This window comes from Desemzia sp. FAM 23990 (genome assembly GCF_045528485.1).
In the GTDB taxonomy this organism is placed as follows: domain Bacteria; phylum Bacillota; class Bacilli; order Lactobacillales; family Carnobacteriaceae; genus Desemzia.
On record NZ_JBGQQW010000005.1, the window covers coordinates 26,672 to 42,793 of the forward strand.

Sequence of the window (16,122 nt, forward strand, 5' to 3'; positions counted from 1 at the left end):
TTGGAGGAAGCAAGTTTGTTACAAAGTGTTTTTACAGCCATAGCTGTTTATATTTCTACTAGTATTGATTATTTATTTATTTTGTTGATTATTTTTTCGCAAAGTCATACCAAAAAGGGAATCCGTCATATTTATTGGGGACAATATCTTGGAACAGGAATCTTGGTAGCAGTGAGTTTGTTTGCTGCATATGTACTGAATTTTATTCCTCAAGATTGGATGATCGGGCTTCTTGGACTGATTCCAATTTATTTAGGGATTCGAGTTGCTTTAGTGGGTGAAGAGGAAGAAGAAGAGGAGGAAGTGGTTGAGAAGCTGGAGTCTCGAGGAACCAGCCGCTTGTTCTGGACGGTTGCTTTAATAACGATTGCATCGGGCGGCGATAATCTAGGTATTTATATTCCTTACTTTACCGCTCTGTCGGTTCTAGAAATTGGAATAGCTCTAGTTGTATTTGCTATTTCGATTGCGCTTCTTTGTTATATCAGTTATCGATTAGCAAAAATTTCTTTTGTCTCTGAAACGCTTGAAAAATATGAACGGATCATTGTGCCTGTTGTGTTTATTGGATTAGGGATATTTATCATGGTAGAGAATGGAACTATTCAAGCTCTACTAAGTTTTTTAGCTTAATGATAAAATTTGAAACGGCCTTTCCAGGCATATTCTGGGTGGTCGTTTCTTTTTTAGAGATCAGATTTCAAAACTTGACCAGCATCAATTTTCCTTCTTCACAAATCGGCTATACTACAGTTGTAAAGAAGAAGAGGGAGTGAAAACCTCTACTACAAAAAACAATAAAGGAGATATACATCATGACAAAAGCCGTCCTTACATTAGAAACGTTGTCTTGTCCAAGCTGTATGCAAAAAATCGAAAACGCTGTAAAAGGATTGAACGGGATCGATAAAGAAAGCGTCAAAGTATTGTTCAACTCCAGCAAAGTGAAAACGGAATTTGATGAACAGACTGTTTCCATCGAACAAATCGAGAAAGCGATCGTAGACTTGGGCTATCCAGTTCTTAAAACAAAAGTGAAATCAGCTTAAAAGAATCCAATCAAGAAAGAAGGAGTATCATCATGACAACATTCAATGAAGCAGCAAACAAAAATTTTGAAAAATTAGACCTGTTCACTGCAGCGATCACTCGTGCACATGGCAAGAACCACCCCGAAGCGTTTGAGGTGCGGGATTTATTCAGTGCAATCAATGAAAAAACACATGCAGCTGGTTCTGCTAAACCAGATTTGGATGCAGAATTTACACAATTGCGTGAGATCACAGATAATTATGTCATTCCCGGCGATGTCTGTGAAACGTATGCAGCAGTGTATAACATGCTTTTGGAAACAGACCAAGCTTATCAAGTGTGATTCATCATATAAACTCCAGAAAGAAAATAGAGACTTTTCTTTCTGGAGTTTTTTTGTTCAAATAGAAAACTAATGTCTCAAACTTGATGGCAGTCAATTATTATATTGAGAAACCATCTTATACTATACTCAACAATAAAAAACAGGAGGAAAAAATCATGCAGCAGCATCTATTAAGTAAGAAAAACCATCTTACATTGATCAGCGGAGTGTTGATCGTATTTGGATTCTTCAGCCATTTTGTTTTAGAAAATGTGGGGCTTTCTGAAGGAGCTTTGATCATCGCTTCTATTTTGGGAGTTGCTCCTATTGCCGTTCAAGCGTACCAAGCCCTAAAAGTAAAAGTCGTCAGCATCGATGTCTTGGTCACCATCGCTGTTATTGGAGCATTTTGGATCCAAAACTATGAAGAATCCGCTATCGTGACGTTTTTATTTTTATTCGGACATTTTTTGGAACAACGCACATTGAACCAAACACGTTCGGCGATCAAAGAACTGACTGAAATGGCACCAGAAAGTGCTTTGCGCCAAATGGAAGATGGAGGATTTGAAGAAGTAGATGTGGACGATGTAGATGAAGGCGACGTCTTGCTCGTCAAGACCGGTGCAAAAATTCCGGTAGACGGTACAGTCTTGTCGGGAGCAGGGCATATTAATGAAGCCAGTATCACAGGCGAACCTGTACCGGTAAACAAAACTACGGACGCTGAAGTGTATGCCGGAACGATTTTAGAAAATGGGACCATTCAAATCCGAGCTGACCGAGTGGGAGAAGATACGACGTTTGGGAAAATCATTGAACTCGTGGAAGAAGCGCAAGATTCCAAGTCGGAAGCAGAACGGTTCATTGACCGCTTTTCCAAATACTACACGCCGGCTGTTTTGGTCCTCTCATTTGTAGTGTGGCTGTTCAGCCGAAACATCGAACTGGCTATCACTATTTTGGTTCTGGGCTGTCCAGGTGCTTTGGTTATCGGAGTACCTGTCTCAAATGTTGCTGGAATTGGAAATGGAGCTCGCAATGGTGTTCTTCTTAAAGGTAGTGAAGTGATCCATGACTTCAGCCGAGTGGATACGATCGTATTTGATAAAACAGGTACGCTGACAAGAGGGAACCCAACTGTAGCGGAGATAGAGATTTATGGTGACAATTCGAATGAAGCACTTGAGTATTTGGCCAGCGTAGAACGCGAATCCGATCATCCGCTCGCAAAAGCCGTCTTGCAAGAAATAGGAGAAACGACGTTTTCGACAGTAGAAGGGACAGAAGTTGTCAAAGGCGACGGTATCGTAGCCAATGTGGATGGCCAGCGGGTAGCTGTGGGTAATGTAGCATTAATGGAAAAAGAAAACGTGATGCTCAATAATAAAGCGCAAGCAGATGTAAGGCGATTTGAACAAAACGGGAATTCGCTTGTTCTGACAGCGGTCGATGGCGAATTGAAGATCCTGATGGGCATTCGCGACCAGATCCGTGTGGGAGTCAAAAAAGAGTTGCAAGCATTGAAAAAGTTAGGTGTGAAAAACTTAGTTGTTCTTTCGGGGGACAACCAAGGGACGGTGGATGTGGTGGCGCGTGAATTGGGATTAACAGAGGCGCATGGTCATATGCTGCCCGAAGACAAATCAGCGCATATCGCACACTTACAACAACAGGGGCAAATCGTCGCTTTTGTTGGAGACGGTGTTAACGACAGTCCTTCATTAGCTTTGGCGAATATCGGAATTGCAATGGGGAGCGGGACAGATGTGGCGATTGAAACGTCGGATGTTGTCTTGATGAACTCTGATTTCAGCCGCTTGCCTCATGCCTTAGGATTGACAAAAGCCACTGCACGGAATATGAAACAAAATATCCTTATCGCAGTTGGTGTGGTCTTAGTCTTACTGGCCAGTGTTTTCTTCAGCGAATGGATGAATATGTCTATCGGAATGTTGGTGCATGAAGGCAGTATCTTAGTCGTTATTTTTAACGGAATGAGGTTGTTGAGTTACAAATTGAACGGCAAACAAAATCGCGAGAAAGCAACAACTACATCAACATCAAATATATCTGTGACCTAGAAGGTCTATCTAAAAAGAAAGCATCCTGCAATTTGGTTACGCTGCTTCTAAACGATCGAAAGTCAATTTGCGTGCCCTTTAGTCAAAATTCAAGCCAAAAAAGGAACGCAAATCCGATTTGCGTTCCTTTTTTGAGATCATCTGCCTTTAAAGGGAACGTAACTTAGTTTTGCGTTCCCTTTATCCAAATAATCAATGCAATAGGTAACGCAAAAAAGTGAGAACAGCTTCCAAATTAGCAGAATACTTTTTTTTTTGCTGACTTGCTCCTATTGCTGGTTAAAGATTTACTCTTCATCAATGACTTTATTGAAACTCTGACGTTGATCATAGTATTTTGAGATGTTGATTTTATGGTCTAAGTTATTGCGGTAATCCTTGGAGAATACACAGCCATAAAGAGTATCCAAAAGGAAAGAGATCGAACTGTTCGAACTAAAACTTCCTATTTTGGAATACAGCTTTTCACGCGTGGTCATACGAAGGACGCAATCAGCCTGCTTCGTTAATGTATTATCACCAATGCTGGTCAACACAATGATCGGCGTTTTTCTGCTTTCTAAAATCGGCAGCAAATGGACGATCTCTTTAGTTTCTCCCGTGTAAGAGATGAGGATGATACAAGTATTTGGATCACAATTGACTGCCTCATACCCTTGATCTACAGTACAAAGATGGACTGTTTTTCCGATACGGGTCATCTGTGATTTGAAGTCATGACAAAGAAATAAGTTATTGTTTATCGCAAATATTTTGATCTCTTTTGCTTGATTCAACAATTCTGCGGCTCTTTGCAACTCATCTTTATTGAGCAAAGACAAAGTGTCGCTGATGGTCGTTTGTTTTAGTGCGGCTATTTTATTTGCGATGGTAAGAACCGAATCATCCTCTTCAAAAGGATAATTAGCCTCTATATCTTTAAAGGGACTATTCAAATAGCTGACTTCTTCACTAAAGACGTTTCTCAGCTCCACCCATCCTTGATACCCCAGTTTTTTGGCAACACGTATCAATGTTGAAGGATGGGTATAGGTTTCTGCAGCTATTTGCTTTGTAGTTTTATCTCGAATATCTCCCCGTTGATCAAACATATAGTCAATAATGGCTTCTTCTGAAGGAGAGAAAATCTTTTCTTTCATTCTTTCTGTTAACAGCATTTTTATCACCCTTTTTTAGTATAGCTCACGTAAATAGCGTTTACAAAAAAGTTTGATTTTGTAAATAAATTGTAAACGACATTTGATGTTTACTTGATTGTCTTGTTAATAAGGGAACCTCCTATATAATGACAGTAAAGAGCTGTGAAATTGAAGTGCCATATGAATTAGAATGAAGGCGCTTTTTTAAGTGAAAAAAGAAAGGAAGTCATAAATAATGTTTGCTATTCAAGACAAAGTCGTCATTATTATGGGAGCCTCAAGCGGTATTGGAGAAGCTACAGCACAAAAGCTTGCAGAAATGGGAGCTAAGCTAGTTGTTGCAGCTCGTAGAGAAGACCGTTTGAAAACGCTAGTTGAATCCTTACCGAACGCAGATATTTCTTATGCGGTCGCAGATGTCATTGATAAAGACCAAGCTCAGGCAGTAGTAGATTTAGCGCTTGAAAAATACGGACGAGTAGATGTCCTTTTCAACAATGCAGGAGTCATGCCTCAAGCTCCGTTAGCAGAAAAACGATACGAAGAATGGCAGCAAACAATCGATATCAATGTGATGGGAGTATTGAACGGGATAGCTGCTGTCCTTCCAATCATGAAGCAACAGCAATCTGGTCACATCATCACCACTTCTTCTGAAGCTGGACATATGGTATTCCCCGGCGGAGCAGTTTACTGCGGGACAAAAACGGCGGTCATTGCTATTATGGAAGGCTTGCGCCAAGAAGAGCGAGAAAACAATATTCGTAGTACGGTCATTTCTCCAGGGACTGTGGATACGGAACTCCATAATACAATTAATGATCCGGAACGCCGCAAATGGACAGAGGATCTTCAACACAAAATCGGGTTGAAATCCAGCGATGTTGCGGACGCAGTGATTTATGCCATCGGAACACCGGAAACGGTGACAGTTAGTGAAATCGTTCTTCTCCCTACTAAAAAAGGATTTGAATAGACTACTCTGATAAAGAGGGCTTTTATTGATTGTAATGTAGAATTCGACTGCTTTTATTTTGACTCTGGTTATTCAGATAGAATGGAGGATGTGCATGAAACAACTAAAAAGGGTGACTCTTTTAACCGTCTTAATGGTTATGGTTGGTATGGGAGCGTCTATTTCCCTAAAAGCAGCCATCGGCGTTGGAGCTTGGGATGCTATGGCTCAGTCAGTATCTTATCTGTCTGGCATAAAAATCGGGACCATTGGAATGGTGTTCAATAGTCTCTGTGTTTTAGGGCAGATCCTCATCTTAAAAAAGAATTTCAAATGGATTCAGTTGTTGCAGTTGCCTTTGAACGTTTTTTTAGGGACCATTATCAATTTCTTCTTGTATGATGTGTTGGGGCCGATTACGATCGACAGCTACATGGTCAACCTTTTCTTACTGTTAGGGGCACTTGTCCTCATGGCGCTGCTTGTGAGCGCAGTGATGGTGCTCAATGTGGTGACATTTGCTTTAGAAGGTTTCTGTATGGCTATCTCGCAAGCTACCAGATTTGATTTTCCAAAAATCAGACAAGGAATGGATTTCATCAGTGTCACGGTCGTACTGATTCTTACTTTTGGTTTCTCACTTCCTCTAACTTTAAGAGAAGGTACGATCATAGGTATGCTGCTATTTGCACCCTTGATGGGATTCTTCATGGCCAAATTGCGGCCTCTTTTTAAACGACTGAATCTTTTAGAAGAAGAGTCAGTTGGAAAAGTTGAGATAAAATCTGTAGAACAATATAAAGCGATGGATTAAATTATTTGGAGGCTATATTCCCTCTAATAGAATAGAAATAAAAAGAATTCTTTGAATTTAGAGTTCTTTTTCCTTGACTTGGAGTGAACTCCAAGAGCTAAAGTAAGACTTGCAACGATCAAAATTCAGTTTAGGAGGAATTAGAGTGGAATATGTGAAATTTGGGAATACAGGTATGGATGTTTCGCCAATTTGTTTAGGTGCCATGGGTTTTGGGGATCCGAATAGTGGTTTTCATGAATGGGTCTTGAAAGAAGACGAAAGTAAACCAGTCATTAAAAAGGCTTTGGATCTAGGGATCAACTTTTTTGATACAGCCAATATTTGTTCTTATGGTGCAAGCGAGAAAATTCTTGGAAAAGCTCTTAATGAGTATGCCAATCGTGATGAAATTGTCGTCGCTACAAAAGCTTATATGAAAATGAAACAAGCTCCTAACAGCGGCGGGCTGTCCAGAAAAGCTCTTTTTCATCAAATCGATCAAAGTTTAGAGCGTCTTGATATGGATTATGTAGATTTATATATTACTCATCGTTGGGATTACAATACGCCAATTGAAGAAACAATGGAAGCGCTGCATGATATAGTGAAGTCAGGGAAAGCAAGATACATTGGTGCTTCAGCTATGTATGCTTGGCAATTTGCTAAAGCTCAAGCAGTGGCAGAAAAAAATGGCTGGACCAAGTTTGTTTCTATGCAAAATCATTTGAACCTGTTGTATCGTGAGGAAGAAAGAGAGATGCTTCCTTTATGCGAGGACCAAAAAATCGCAGTTACTCCATACAGTCCATTGGCTGCTGGCAGGCTGACAAGAGATTGGAGCGCAGAGACAAAACGATTTATCACCGATACGACAGCGAAGTCCAAATATGACCAAACAGAAGAACAAGATAAAATGATCGTAGAACGTGTGGCCGAAGTAGCAGAAACTCATGGAGCGAAGAGAGCACAGATTGCATTAGCATGGCTGCTTCAAAAAGACCAAGTTGTTGCACCGATCATTGGCGCAACAAAAGAAAGCCACTTACTTGATGCCATACCAGCGACTGACATTGTTTTGACACAAGAGCAAATCGCTTATTTAGAAGAACCTTATTTGCCGCATAAAGTTACGGGTGCTATTTAAGAATAAAAAAGGAGCTTATCGTTTCTCAGTGTTGAGTAATCGGTGAGCTCTATAAGTTTATAAGGCAGACATAGGTATTGAAAATTAGTGGGTCGAATACAAATAAGATAGGGGAATGTAAAATGGCAAAACATGAAGAAGTAAAAAAATTACTTTACTTGTGGGTCATAAAATCATTACGGTAAGTCAGGTTTATCTCCTATACCTGACTTGTGAGCACAAGAATGTTCTCCATAAGGTAGATAAAGATTATTTATCTTGTCATTCTGTCAAAAAAATTCAATCTACGGGAAACCCCCAAAAAACTTCTTTAGTTATAGTTAAAAAGAATAGCTAAGTATGAAGTATAGGTATTAGCCAAGTTAGGTTTAGCCTAGTATGATGGAAATAACAAGAAATAATTGGATAGGTGGCTAATGATGATGAAAGATTTATTAAATCGAATCATTAAAAAAGAAATTGTAAAAGATTCCCCGCTTTTTGAAGAAATACATGAGCAAAAGGCAGGTAATGAAAGATTAGTGATGGAATTGAATACAGGTTACCATGCTCCAGAAGACGTGATCGCATCGCTTGAAGAAATCACAGGTGAATCGATCGATTCTTCGGTTACGGTTTCTCTGCCTTTTTACACAGATTTCGGGAAACATATTTCATTTGGGAAAGATATTTTTCTCAATCAAAATGTTACTTTCGTTGACTTAGGCGGTATTTACCTTGAAGATCATGTATTGATCGGTCCTGGCGCTCGTTTGCTAACAGTGAACCATCTAGTTGACCCAGTAAAAAGAAGAGGGATAATAGTAGATTCGATTCGCATCAAAGAGAATGCTTGGATCGGTGCAAATGCAACGATTTTGGCTGGTGTAACTGTCGGTAAAAATGCTATCGTTGCAGCAGATGCTACCGTTACGAAAGATGTACCAGATAATGTGATCGTTGCAGGCACACCTGCGAGAATCATTAAAGAAATTGATTAAAACGATAAATAAGAGGAGAATGAAAAGATGAATAAACCTTATGTGATTATCCATACCCACACCTCTATCGATGGCAATCTAGACATTATGGACTTGCCCGAATTTAAAGAAGCTAGCCGTCAATATCAGGAAATTTCTATCACTCCTGAAAAACAGCGATTCGGCATCCAAGGCTATTTGAACGGTAAAACAACAACGGAAGACAATATGACGCATTATAAAACACCAAAGTTGAATGAGAATGCAGCACCTGTTCCTGAAGGGGATTATGCAGCAGATCGAGATGCACCGATGTATTATTTGTCCATTGATGCACGAGGAGAACTGGCTTTTGAAGAAAATTTTTCCGCTTATGGCGGTATCGATTCTCCTGTTGTAGAAGTCTTAACAGAAAAAGCATCAAACGCATATAAAGATTTCCTTAGAAAGAAAAGAATATCGTATATCATTGCCGGAAAAGACCAGATCGACTATGAAGTCATGCTGGACAAGTTTTACAATTTATTCGGTATCGAACGAATGATGGTCGGTGGGGGCGGAACACTCAATTGGTCATTTGTACAGAATGGCCTAGTCGATGAAGTCAGCGTCATCTTGTCACCTATCGCAAATGGAGATCCGAGCGGACATCGGTTCTTCGTCGCTAAAGAACCTTATACCGAAATCAAAGAGACAGCCTTCCAATTGGAATCTGTTGAAACATTGGAACACGGAACAGTATGGATCCGCTATTCTGTCAAAAAATAAGTAAGTATAGAAAGAAGGCAAACAAATGGTATTAAATGAAATGTATACATTATCAAATGGAGTTGAGATTCCTAAATTGGGTTTAGGAACTTGGATGATTGATGATGAAAGAGTGGTTCAAGTTGTCAAAGATGCCCTTGATCTGGGTTATCGTCATATCGATACGGCTGAATCTTATCGAAATGAAAAAGGTGTAGGTCGAGGCATCAAAGAGTCTGGTGTCGACCGTAAAAAGATCTTTGTCACCACAAAACTCGAAGGCGATATCAAAAACTACGGTGAAGCTGTCAAAGCCATCGATGAATCTCTGGAACGCTTGAATATGGATTATATTGATTTAATGATTATCCATAGTCCGCAACCTTGGGCTAACTTCCGTGACGGAAACCATTACTTCGAAGGCAATCTAGAAGCGTGGCGTGCTTTGGAAGAAGCTTATGAAGCTGGAAAATTGCGGGCAATAGGTGTTTCCAACTTTGAACAAGTTGATTTGGAAAACCTGATCCATAACGGCAAAGTCAAACCAATGGTAAATCAAATCCTTGCTCATATCACAAATGTTCCTAGAGATGTGATCGAGTACAGTCAAAGCCAAAATATTGTTGTTGAAGCTTACTCGCCAATTGCTCATGGTGCGATCCTTGACCATCCTGTTGTTAAAAAGATGGCTGAAAAATATGAGGTCTCACCTGCTCAATTAAGCATCCGCTATGTTATTCAATTAGATACTGTTGCTTTGCCTAAATCTATCAGCAAAGACCATATGAAAGATAATGCGGCGATCGATTTTACGATTTCTGAGGAAGACATGAAAACGTTGAATGAATTGCCTCTTATCGAAACTTATGGCGACGATCAAATCATGCCGGTCTTTAGTTCGCAATACAAAAACAAGTAATCATAATAGTTTCTACGTAGGAAAAAACCATGCGTTTCCAATTAATGGAAAATTTAGCTGACACATGCTATGCTGAAATTAGTTCATTAAATAGTGAGAGGAGATTTCAAATGAAAGTATTCGTTATAGGTGCCAATGGAAAAGTAGCTCATCACTTTGCTGATTTTGCAAAAGAGGATAGCTCTATTGAAGAAATCGCCATGATACGTAAGGCTGAACAAGCTGGATTTTTCGAAGAACGAGGTATCCAAACCGTTCTCTTAGATTTGGTCAAAAACTCAATAGATGAGTTGGCTGAAGCGATGAAAGATGTCGATGCAGTTGTTTTCAGTGCAGGTGCAGGAGGAAGCGGTCTCGACAAAACCGTGTTGATCGACTTAGACGGAGCTGTTAAAGCCATGACCGCTGCAGAACAAGCAGGCGTCAAGCGTTTTGTTATGGTCAGCACTTTCCGTACAGGTCGTGAGGAAATGGCAAAAGAAAATGATCTGCAAATCTATACGATCGCCAAAAACTATGCTGATGAATGGTTAAAAAACCGTACTCAACTAGACTGGACGATCGTTCATCCAGGTATGCTAGTGGATACGGCTGGTACCGATCAAATCAAAGTGGGCATGGGGCAAGACATCAACGAGATTCCTCGTCAAGATGTAGCTCGAACATTGATTTCTGTACTCCGCAATGACAACACAATCAACAAAGAATTTGAAGTCTTGGCTGGTAATACAGCTGTTGAAGAAGCGGTCAGTAAGTTGTAGTCATTTTAAAAATAAAGTACCCCAAAGAGTAGTCAGTTTCAGTCTACTTCTTGGGGTATCTTTATGTTGAAAACATAGTGAAGAAACAGACGGAAATTGCATCCTCTAAAATATCCTTCAACTTATTCAGTTTCTCTTTTGGATTTTCTGTTTTTAGTCCGAAGTCTACCTTGTAAACGTTGAAACGCCAAAAATTGTCGGCGAGACCGCTCGATTCTTTTATACCGTTTAGGATTCTTTTTATAAAATTGCTGATGGTAGTTTTCTGCCGGCCAAAAGACAGTGGCAGATTCAATTGATGTAACAATCGGCTTATTGTATTTGCCAGAATCGGCTAATCGCTGCTTGGAGGCTTCAGCGATCTGGCGTTGTTGTTCGTTTTTTACAAAAATGACTGGCCGATATTGACTGCCTCGGTCTTGAAATTGACCGGATGCATCTGTTGGATCTGTCAATTGCCAATAAAGTTCCACTAGATCAGCGTATTGTATGATCCTCGTATCAAAAATAATCTCCACTGCCTCTACGTGACCTGTGTATTGACCGCTCACTTGGTCATAAGTAGGGTGGTCTATATGTCCGCCCGTATATCCAGATAAAACGGAAATAATACCATTACGGTTTTCAAAAGGTTCTACCATGCACCAAAAACAGCCGCCTGCAAATAAGGCAGAATCTTGGTAAACTGGGTCATCAATGGAGTGTTTTGCAAGGTCAAATGGAGTGTCAGCAGTACCAGTATTCGTAATTTTATTATAAAAATCTGTCACATCAGGAGTCAGATTATTTCTCAAAGCCAGTGGACGCAGATCGGCTTCAAGCTTTGAAAGCTGGATATCAAAATGCGCACCATCTTCTAAGGCGTTTTTAGCTGACAAGAGTAACGATCGCTCCCATTCCCTAGTAGCAGGATCGAGGATCAGGTTATACAAATCATTGAGCATTTCTTCGCGATTCTGTCTCATCTCAAGGCCCCTCCTTAGGTGTATTTTTGAGAAGCTGGTTTTTTCTATTATACCGTAGCTGGCGGTGTTAAAGAACCATTGAATCTTAGAAAGTGTGGAATTTGACAACCTTGATTTCAAAGCAAAACTATCCTTATGTTTCTGGCTTCATAGAAAAGAGGGACACTAATAAACTTGATTTTAGTGTTGTTGAAAATATGGTATATTTAAAAAAAAAGAATCAGAGAAAGGAACGCCTATGCTGACAAAAGAAGCTGCTCAACACGTTATCTATGAAATAATGAAACTCTATCCCGATGCTATCCCAACAATGCGTTATCAAAATCCCTTTCAATTGTTGATGGTCGTCATATTAAGTGCTCAGGCAACAGATGAATCAGTCGCTAAAGTAAAAGACCAGTTATTCGAGCGTTATCCAAATCCTCAAGCGGTTATCGAGTCTTCGCCTGAAGAAATTGAATCGTACATAAGAACAGTCGGGCTCTACCGGAATAAAGCAAAGTATATTTATAAAAGCAGCTGCCAATTACTTGAAAAATTTGATGGAGTAGTTCCAAACACTCGTGAAGAACTGCAAACACTAACGGGGATCGGACCTAAATCAGCCAATATTTTATTGAACGTTGCCTTTAACCAAGATGCTTTTGCAGTCGATACACATGTCGCGAGAGTCTGTAAACATCACGAAATAGTAGAAGAAAACGCGACACCCAAACAAATCGAAGAACGCGTGACAGAAATTATCCCAGCAAAATACTGGGGAAGAGCCCACCAATCCATGATCTCATTCGGAAGAGAAATATGTACACCTAGAAATATGAAGTGCCATGAGTATCCACAGTTATATGAAAACTTAGAAGAAATCGATAAATAATCGTTGCCGAAATAAAGAAATCTTCCTTTGTACTAAGCAGTGAAAAGCTCATACAAAGGAAGATTTCTTAGAATAGATTTTTGATTTTTTCAATATTCTTAATCATCACGGATGTGGTGCCGTCTGGATTATTGATAAATTCGACGACTTCAGGATCTTTATACAAGTCTATCGGGATACTGATTTCAATCCCATTATCTAACCGGAATTTTTGTTTGGAATACTTAGGACCAGCTACAGCAACTTCAGCTGGAGCACGGTCAACGTATCCCATTTCCGTTACTTCTTCAAAGAATTTTTCTTTTTTAGCGTGATTATCTCCGTAAAGGGCCTCGGCAATCACTTGGTTATCAATGACGTTTTCTTCGGTCATACTATAGACAAGCGCATCTTTCGTTTCGGCGAGTACTTGGAACTCTTCCTCATTAAAAGCTTTGCTGGTTTTTTGAACGGCTTTTTTGATGATCGAGATATTTTCTTTCAGGCTCGGTTGAGGTTTATCTTCTAAAAACATCTCGGTGAAGTAAAAGACTTTTTCCCCTAATTCATCGATCAAATGTTTTTTCTCAATCACATGGTATTCCATGTTGTTCAAATTTAAGACCAAACCTTCTTGGATAGCTTGGCGAGCACTCGGCAAGATTGAGCGGTTGATCATCAACTGGTTGGTGAGTTGTTCTGTTTCATAAGACACATAGTGAGTTACACTGTCCGAATAATTTAATTTGAAAAGCCCTAAACAAGGTACTTCATCCAAAGTGAAATAAACGCACAATAAATCAGCTGGCGGTATCTCTGGATTAAGTTTTGTGATGGAAAAGAACTTTTCCGCTAATGCTTTTGTAGTCTCCACAAAGTTATCTTGAAGAGTAGAAAAAGCGGGGATCAAAGGGTTGTTTTCTGTTAAAACCCCTTTTTTCATGTTGTCTGAATCTTCTACCTTTTCAATCATGGCATGGATGTAGTCCATGGTGAATTTTTCCGAAATATCCAAGCCAGCAAATGAAAAGATAGGCTCGTTGCTGTTCACATCAAAAATATGTAAAATAGCTTCTTTTATATAAATCATGTTGTTCCCTCCATTATCAATCACGCTTAGTAGTATCTCACAAATTTGAAAGTCGCAAAAGAGATTTCTCAGGAAATGGGGTAAAAGTTTTCCCGCAGCTTGTTTATAAAAAAAGACTATTTTACACAGTGGAGTAACCGTTGATACTTCAATTAGTAAATGGTATTATAAATGTATATAAATCTAATTTAACTTGCTCTTCTGTCTTATCGTTAATGTAAGAATGAGAGCCAATTAAATCTGAACAGGCGGTGAACTCTTAGAGGTTCATGCGGCCGGATCACACATGTGTGATAGCAGAGTAGTGCCAAAAAGGCACACCTGTGGGACAGTACTACTGTCCTATAGGTGTGCCTTTTTTATTTTTACTTTTTATTAAGGAGGGAAAATCTAACCACTAACTTAAAAAAAATTACAGAAAGGAAGAGGAAAATGTGGAAGTTTTTAAGCAATACGCGTTCAGGACAGTTTTTAGTCATTGGAGTCTTTTTTACAATTATTGGATTTATTTTAAATACGATGGGAGGTTTTTATAGTTCACTTTCTTTTTATGTGGCCATTTTCTTTTTAGGGTTCTTTTCAGCTAAAAAAGCGGTGACAGAAACAATTCATTCTAAAGCTCCAAATGTTGATTTGCTAATGGTTTTAGCCGCATTAGGTGCATGTTTGATTCATTATGAATCAGAAGGAGCTGTATTACTGCTTATTTTTGCTGGCTCAGAAGCTCTAGAATCCTATGCAACCAATAAATCCAAAAGTGCTATTTCTGAGTTGCTATCTCATGTGCCTTCTACAGCGCAATTGCTAAAAGAAAATGGTGAAGTGAGTGAAGTACCCACTGAATCGTTAAAAGTTGGTGACATTGTAGTCGTTTCAAAAGGAGCACAGATACCCATTGATGGGTATTCCGACCGAAAAACGCAAATCAATGAATCCAGCCTTACTGGGGAATCAATGCCTGTTGAAAAAGAAAAGGGAGCCGAAGTATTTTCTGGGACTTTCAATGAAGGAAATGCCTTTCATCTTGAAGTGAATACAACGAGTGACCAAACCGTCTTCTCAAATATTATACGAATGGTAGAAGAAGCACAGAAAAGCCCTTCGAAAATATCTAAAATTATTGATCGTTTTGAAACGAAATACGTACTAGTTGTTTTAATTATGGTCCCATTATTCATTGCGAGTCTTTATTATTTCAACGAGTATAGCTTTGAGGACGCTTTTTATAGAGGGATGGTTTTATTAACCGTTGCTAGCCCATGTGCTTTGGTTGCTTCTGCTACACCAGCAACATTAAGTGCTATCAGTAATGGAGCAAAAAATGGGGTGTTAGTTAAAGGCGGAGCAGCAATGGAGTCTTTGAATACGATGGACATTTTATATAGTGATAAAACGGGGACACTGACATTTGGTGATTTCAGAGTATTAAATTATGAAGTTCCAGAAGACATTTTGAATGAAGTAGTTTATATGGAACAACAATCTAACCATCCAATAGCTAATGCTATTGTGGCAGCTTTTGAAAACAGAAACTTTACAGACATTGATACTTCAGAACCTGTGGAGGAAATAGCAGGACAAGGTGTTAGAAAAGGAGCAATTGAAATAGGGAAACCAAGTACATTTAGTGGGTACCCTGATAAAAATTATTATCTTGGTAAAGCAGTTGAAGAAAATACGACGATTTTTGTGGCGAAAAGCAATGAAATTGTTGGATACATTTCTCTTTCTGATGAAATTCGGGATGAGGCAATCGAAGCAGTAGCTGGTTTTCAAAAAGAAGGTATTCAAGTTGTACTTTTGACTGGAGACAATGAAATGGTTGCTTCGAAAGTTGCTAAGAAAGTCAAAGTAAATGATTATGTAGCCAATTGTCTTCCAGAAGATAAGATTAAACATATCTTGAAAAGTCAGCGAAATAAAAAGGTGGTAGGCATGGTTGGAGATGGAATCAATGATGCACCTGCGTTAGCGAATGCAGATATCGGTATTGCTATGGGTAGCGGGTCATCGGTGGCGATAGAGTCAGCGGATGTGGTGATTGTAAAAAATGATTTAGCTAAATTGCTTTATAGTTATCACTTAAGCAAACGATTGAACCGAATTATTAAACAAAATATTTTCTTCTCTATCAGTGTGATCATCCTATTGATGATTTTAAACCTTTTAGGTTATTTAGATTTGCCGGTAGGAGTTGTCTTCCATGAAGGATCGACGATTTTAGTTATTTTGAATGGATTGCGTTTGTTGCGTTAATAAAAAATATAAAAGTGTGTGAGCCTATTGGGATTTCCGATAGGCTCACACACTTTTATTGGTTTAATCTTTTAGTTTTTTCCTCGCTGTATAAAAT

Annotated in this window: 16 protein-coding genes and 1 riboswitch; of the genes, 13 read left to right on the top strand and 3 right to left on the bottom strand. The window is 39.2% G+C overall.

Annotated features, from left to right (window positions below):
• Positions 1–15: 15 nt before the first annotated feature.
• The 4 genes from ACEN4I_RS02900 (at position 16) to ACEN4I_RS02915 (ending at position 3,441) form a co-directional block, all read left to right on the top strand.
• A complete protein-coding gene (locus ACEN4I_RS02900; protein ID WP_407102055.1) occupies positions 16–633 on the top strand; it encodes a CadD family cadmium resistance transporter in 618 nt (205 codons plus the stop codon).
• A 182-nt stretch (positions 634–815) separates the two neighbouring features.
• The gene (locus ACEN4I_RS02905; protein WP_407097364.1) at positions 816–1,049 is read left to right on the top strand and encodes a heavy-metal-associated domain-containing protein; all 234 of its coding nucleotides are present in this window, start codon (positions 816–818) and stop codon (positions 1,047–1,049) included.
• Positions 1,050–1,081: 32 nt separating this feature from the next.
• Positions 1,082–1,375, top strand: a complete 294-nt coding sequence (locus ACEN4I_RS02910; protein ID WP_407102056.1) for an iron-sulfur cluster repair di-iron protein, ric — start codon at positions 1,082–1,084, stop codon at positions 1,373–1,375.
• A 158-nt stretch (positions 1,376–1,533) separates the two neighbouring features.
• Positions 1,534–3,441 (top strand): heavy metal translocating P-type ATPase, encoded by a 1,908-nt coding sequence (locus tag ACEN4I_RS02915; protein ID WP_407102057.1) that lies wholly within the window; start codon positions 1,534–1,536, stop codon positions 3,439–3,441.
• Between the two features lie 287 nt (positions 3,442–3,728).
• On the opposite strand, the gene ACEN4I_RS02920 is transcribed toward ACEN4I_RS02915, so the two are convergent.
• Positions 3,729–4,598, bottom strand: a complete 870-nt coding sequence (locus ACEN4I_RS02920) for a MurR/RpiR family transcriptional regulator (protein WP_407102058.1) — start codon at positions 4,596–4,598, stop codon at positions 3,729–3,731.
• 217 nt (positions 4,599–4,815) lie between these two features.
• Here ACEN4I_RS02920 and ACEN4I_RS02925 point away from each other — a divergent pair, with 217 nt between their 5' ends.
• The 7 genes from ACEN4I_RS02925 (at position 4,816) to ACEN4I_RS02955 (ending at position 10,861) form a co-directional block, all read left to right on the top strand.
• Positions 4,816–5,556: an SDR family oxidoreductase gene (locus ACEN4I_RS02925; protein ID WP_407097368.1), complete on the top strand. Its 741-nt coding sequence runs from the start codon at positions 4,816–4,818 to the stop codon at positions 5,554–5,556.
• Between the two features lie 94 nt (positions 5,557–5,650).
• Positions 5,651–6,349 (top strand): YczE/YyaS/YitT family protein, encoded by a 699-nt coding sequence (locus ACEN4I_RS02930; protein ID WP_407102060.1) that lies wholly within the window; start codon positions 5,651–5,653, stop codon positions 6,347–6,349.
• 145 nt (positions 6,350–6,494) lie between these two features.
• Positions 6,495–7,475 (top strand): aldo/keto reductase, encoded by a 981-nt coding sequence (locus ACEN4I_RS02935; RefSeq protein WP_407102062.1) that lies wholly within the window; start codon positions 6,495–6,497, stop codon positions 7,473–7,475.
• Between the two features lie 416 nt (positions 7,476–7,891).
• Positions 7,892–8,455: a DapH/DapD/GlmU-related protein gene (locus tag ACEN4I_RS02940; RefSeq protein WP_407097372.1), complete on the top strand. Its 564-nt coding sequence runs from the start codon at positions 7,892–7,894 to the stop codon at positions 8,453–8,455.
• 27 nt (positions 8,456–8,482) lie between these two features.
• The gene (locus ACEN4I_RS02945; RefSeq protein WP_407102063.1) at positions 8,483–9,202 is read left to right on the top strand and encodes a dihydrofolate reductase family protein; all 720 of its coding nucleotides are present in this window, start codon (positions 8,483–8,485) and stop codon (positions 9,200–9,202) included.
• 25 nt (positions 9,203–9,227) lie between these two features.
• Positions 9,228–10,100 carry an aldo/keto reductase gene (locus tag ACEN4I_RS02950; protein WP_407102064.1) on the top strand — a complete coding sequence of 291 codons (873 nt, stop codon included), beginning with the start codon at positions 9,228–9,230 and terminating at the stop codon, positions 10,098–10,100.
• A gap of 110 nt (positions 10,101–10,210) precedes the next feature.
• On the top strand, positions 10,211–10,861 hold the full coding sequence (locus tag ACEN4I_RS02955; RefSeq protein ID WP_407097375.1) for an SDR family oxidoreductase: 651 nt from the start codon (positions 10,211–10,213) through the stop codon (positions 10,859–10,861).
• Between the two features lie 122 nt (positions 10,862–10,983).
• Here ACEN4I_RS02955 and msrA read toward each other — a convergent pair whose 3' ends face one another.
• Positions 10,984–11,826 carry a peptide-methionine (S)-S-oxide reductase MsrA gene (msrA, locus tag ACEN4I_RS02960; protein ID WP_407102065.1) on the bottom strand — a complete coding sequence of 281 codons (843 nt, stop codon included), beginning with the start codon at positions 11,824–11,826 and terminating at the stop codon, positions 10,984–10,986.
• Positions 11,827–12,064: 238 nt separating this feature from the next.
• Here msrA and nth point away from each other — a divergent pair, with 238 nt between their 5' ends.
• Complete coding sequence (gene nth, locus ACEN4I_RS02965) at positions 12,065–12,700, top strand: endonuclease III (RefSeq protein ID WP_407097377.1); 636 nt, start codon at positions 12,065–12,067, stop codon at positions 12,698–12,700.
• A gap of 67 nt (positions 12,701–12,767) precedes the next feature.
• On the opposite strand, the gene ACEN4I_RS02970 is transcribed toward nth, so the two are convergent.
• The gene (locus ACEN4I_RS02970; RefSeq protein WP_407097378.1) at positions 12,768–13,769 is read right to left on the bottom strand and encodes a nucleoid-associated protein; all 1,002 of its coding nucleotides are present in this window, start codon (positions 13,767–13,769) and stop codon (positions 12,768–12,770) included.
• A gap of 230 nt (positions 13,770–13,999) precedes the next feature.
• Positions 14,000–14,103, top strand: a riboswitch (NiCo riboswitch).
• A gap of 98 nt (positions 14,104–14,201) precedes the next feature.
• Between ACEN4I_RS02970 and ACEN4I_RS02975 the strand changes: the two genes are divergently transcribed.
• The gene (locus ACEN4I_RS02975; RefSeq protein WP_188205018.1) at positions 14,202–16,025 is read left to right on the top strand and encodes a heavy metal translocating P-type ATPase; all 1,824 of its coding nucleotides are present in this window, start codon (positions 14,202–14,204) and stop codon (positions 16,023–16,025) included.
• Positions 16,026–16,122: the final 97 nt, after the last annotated feature.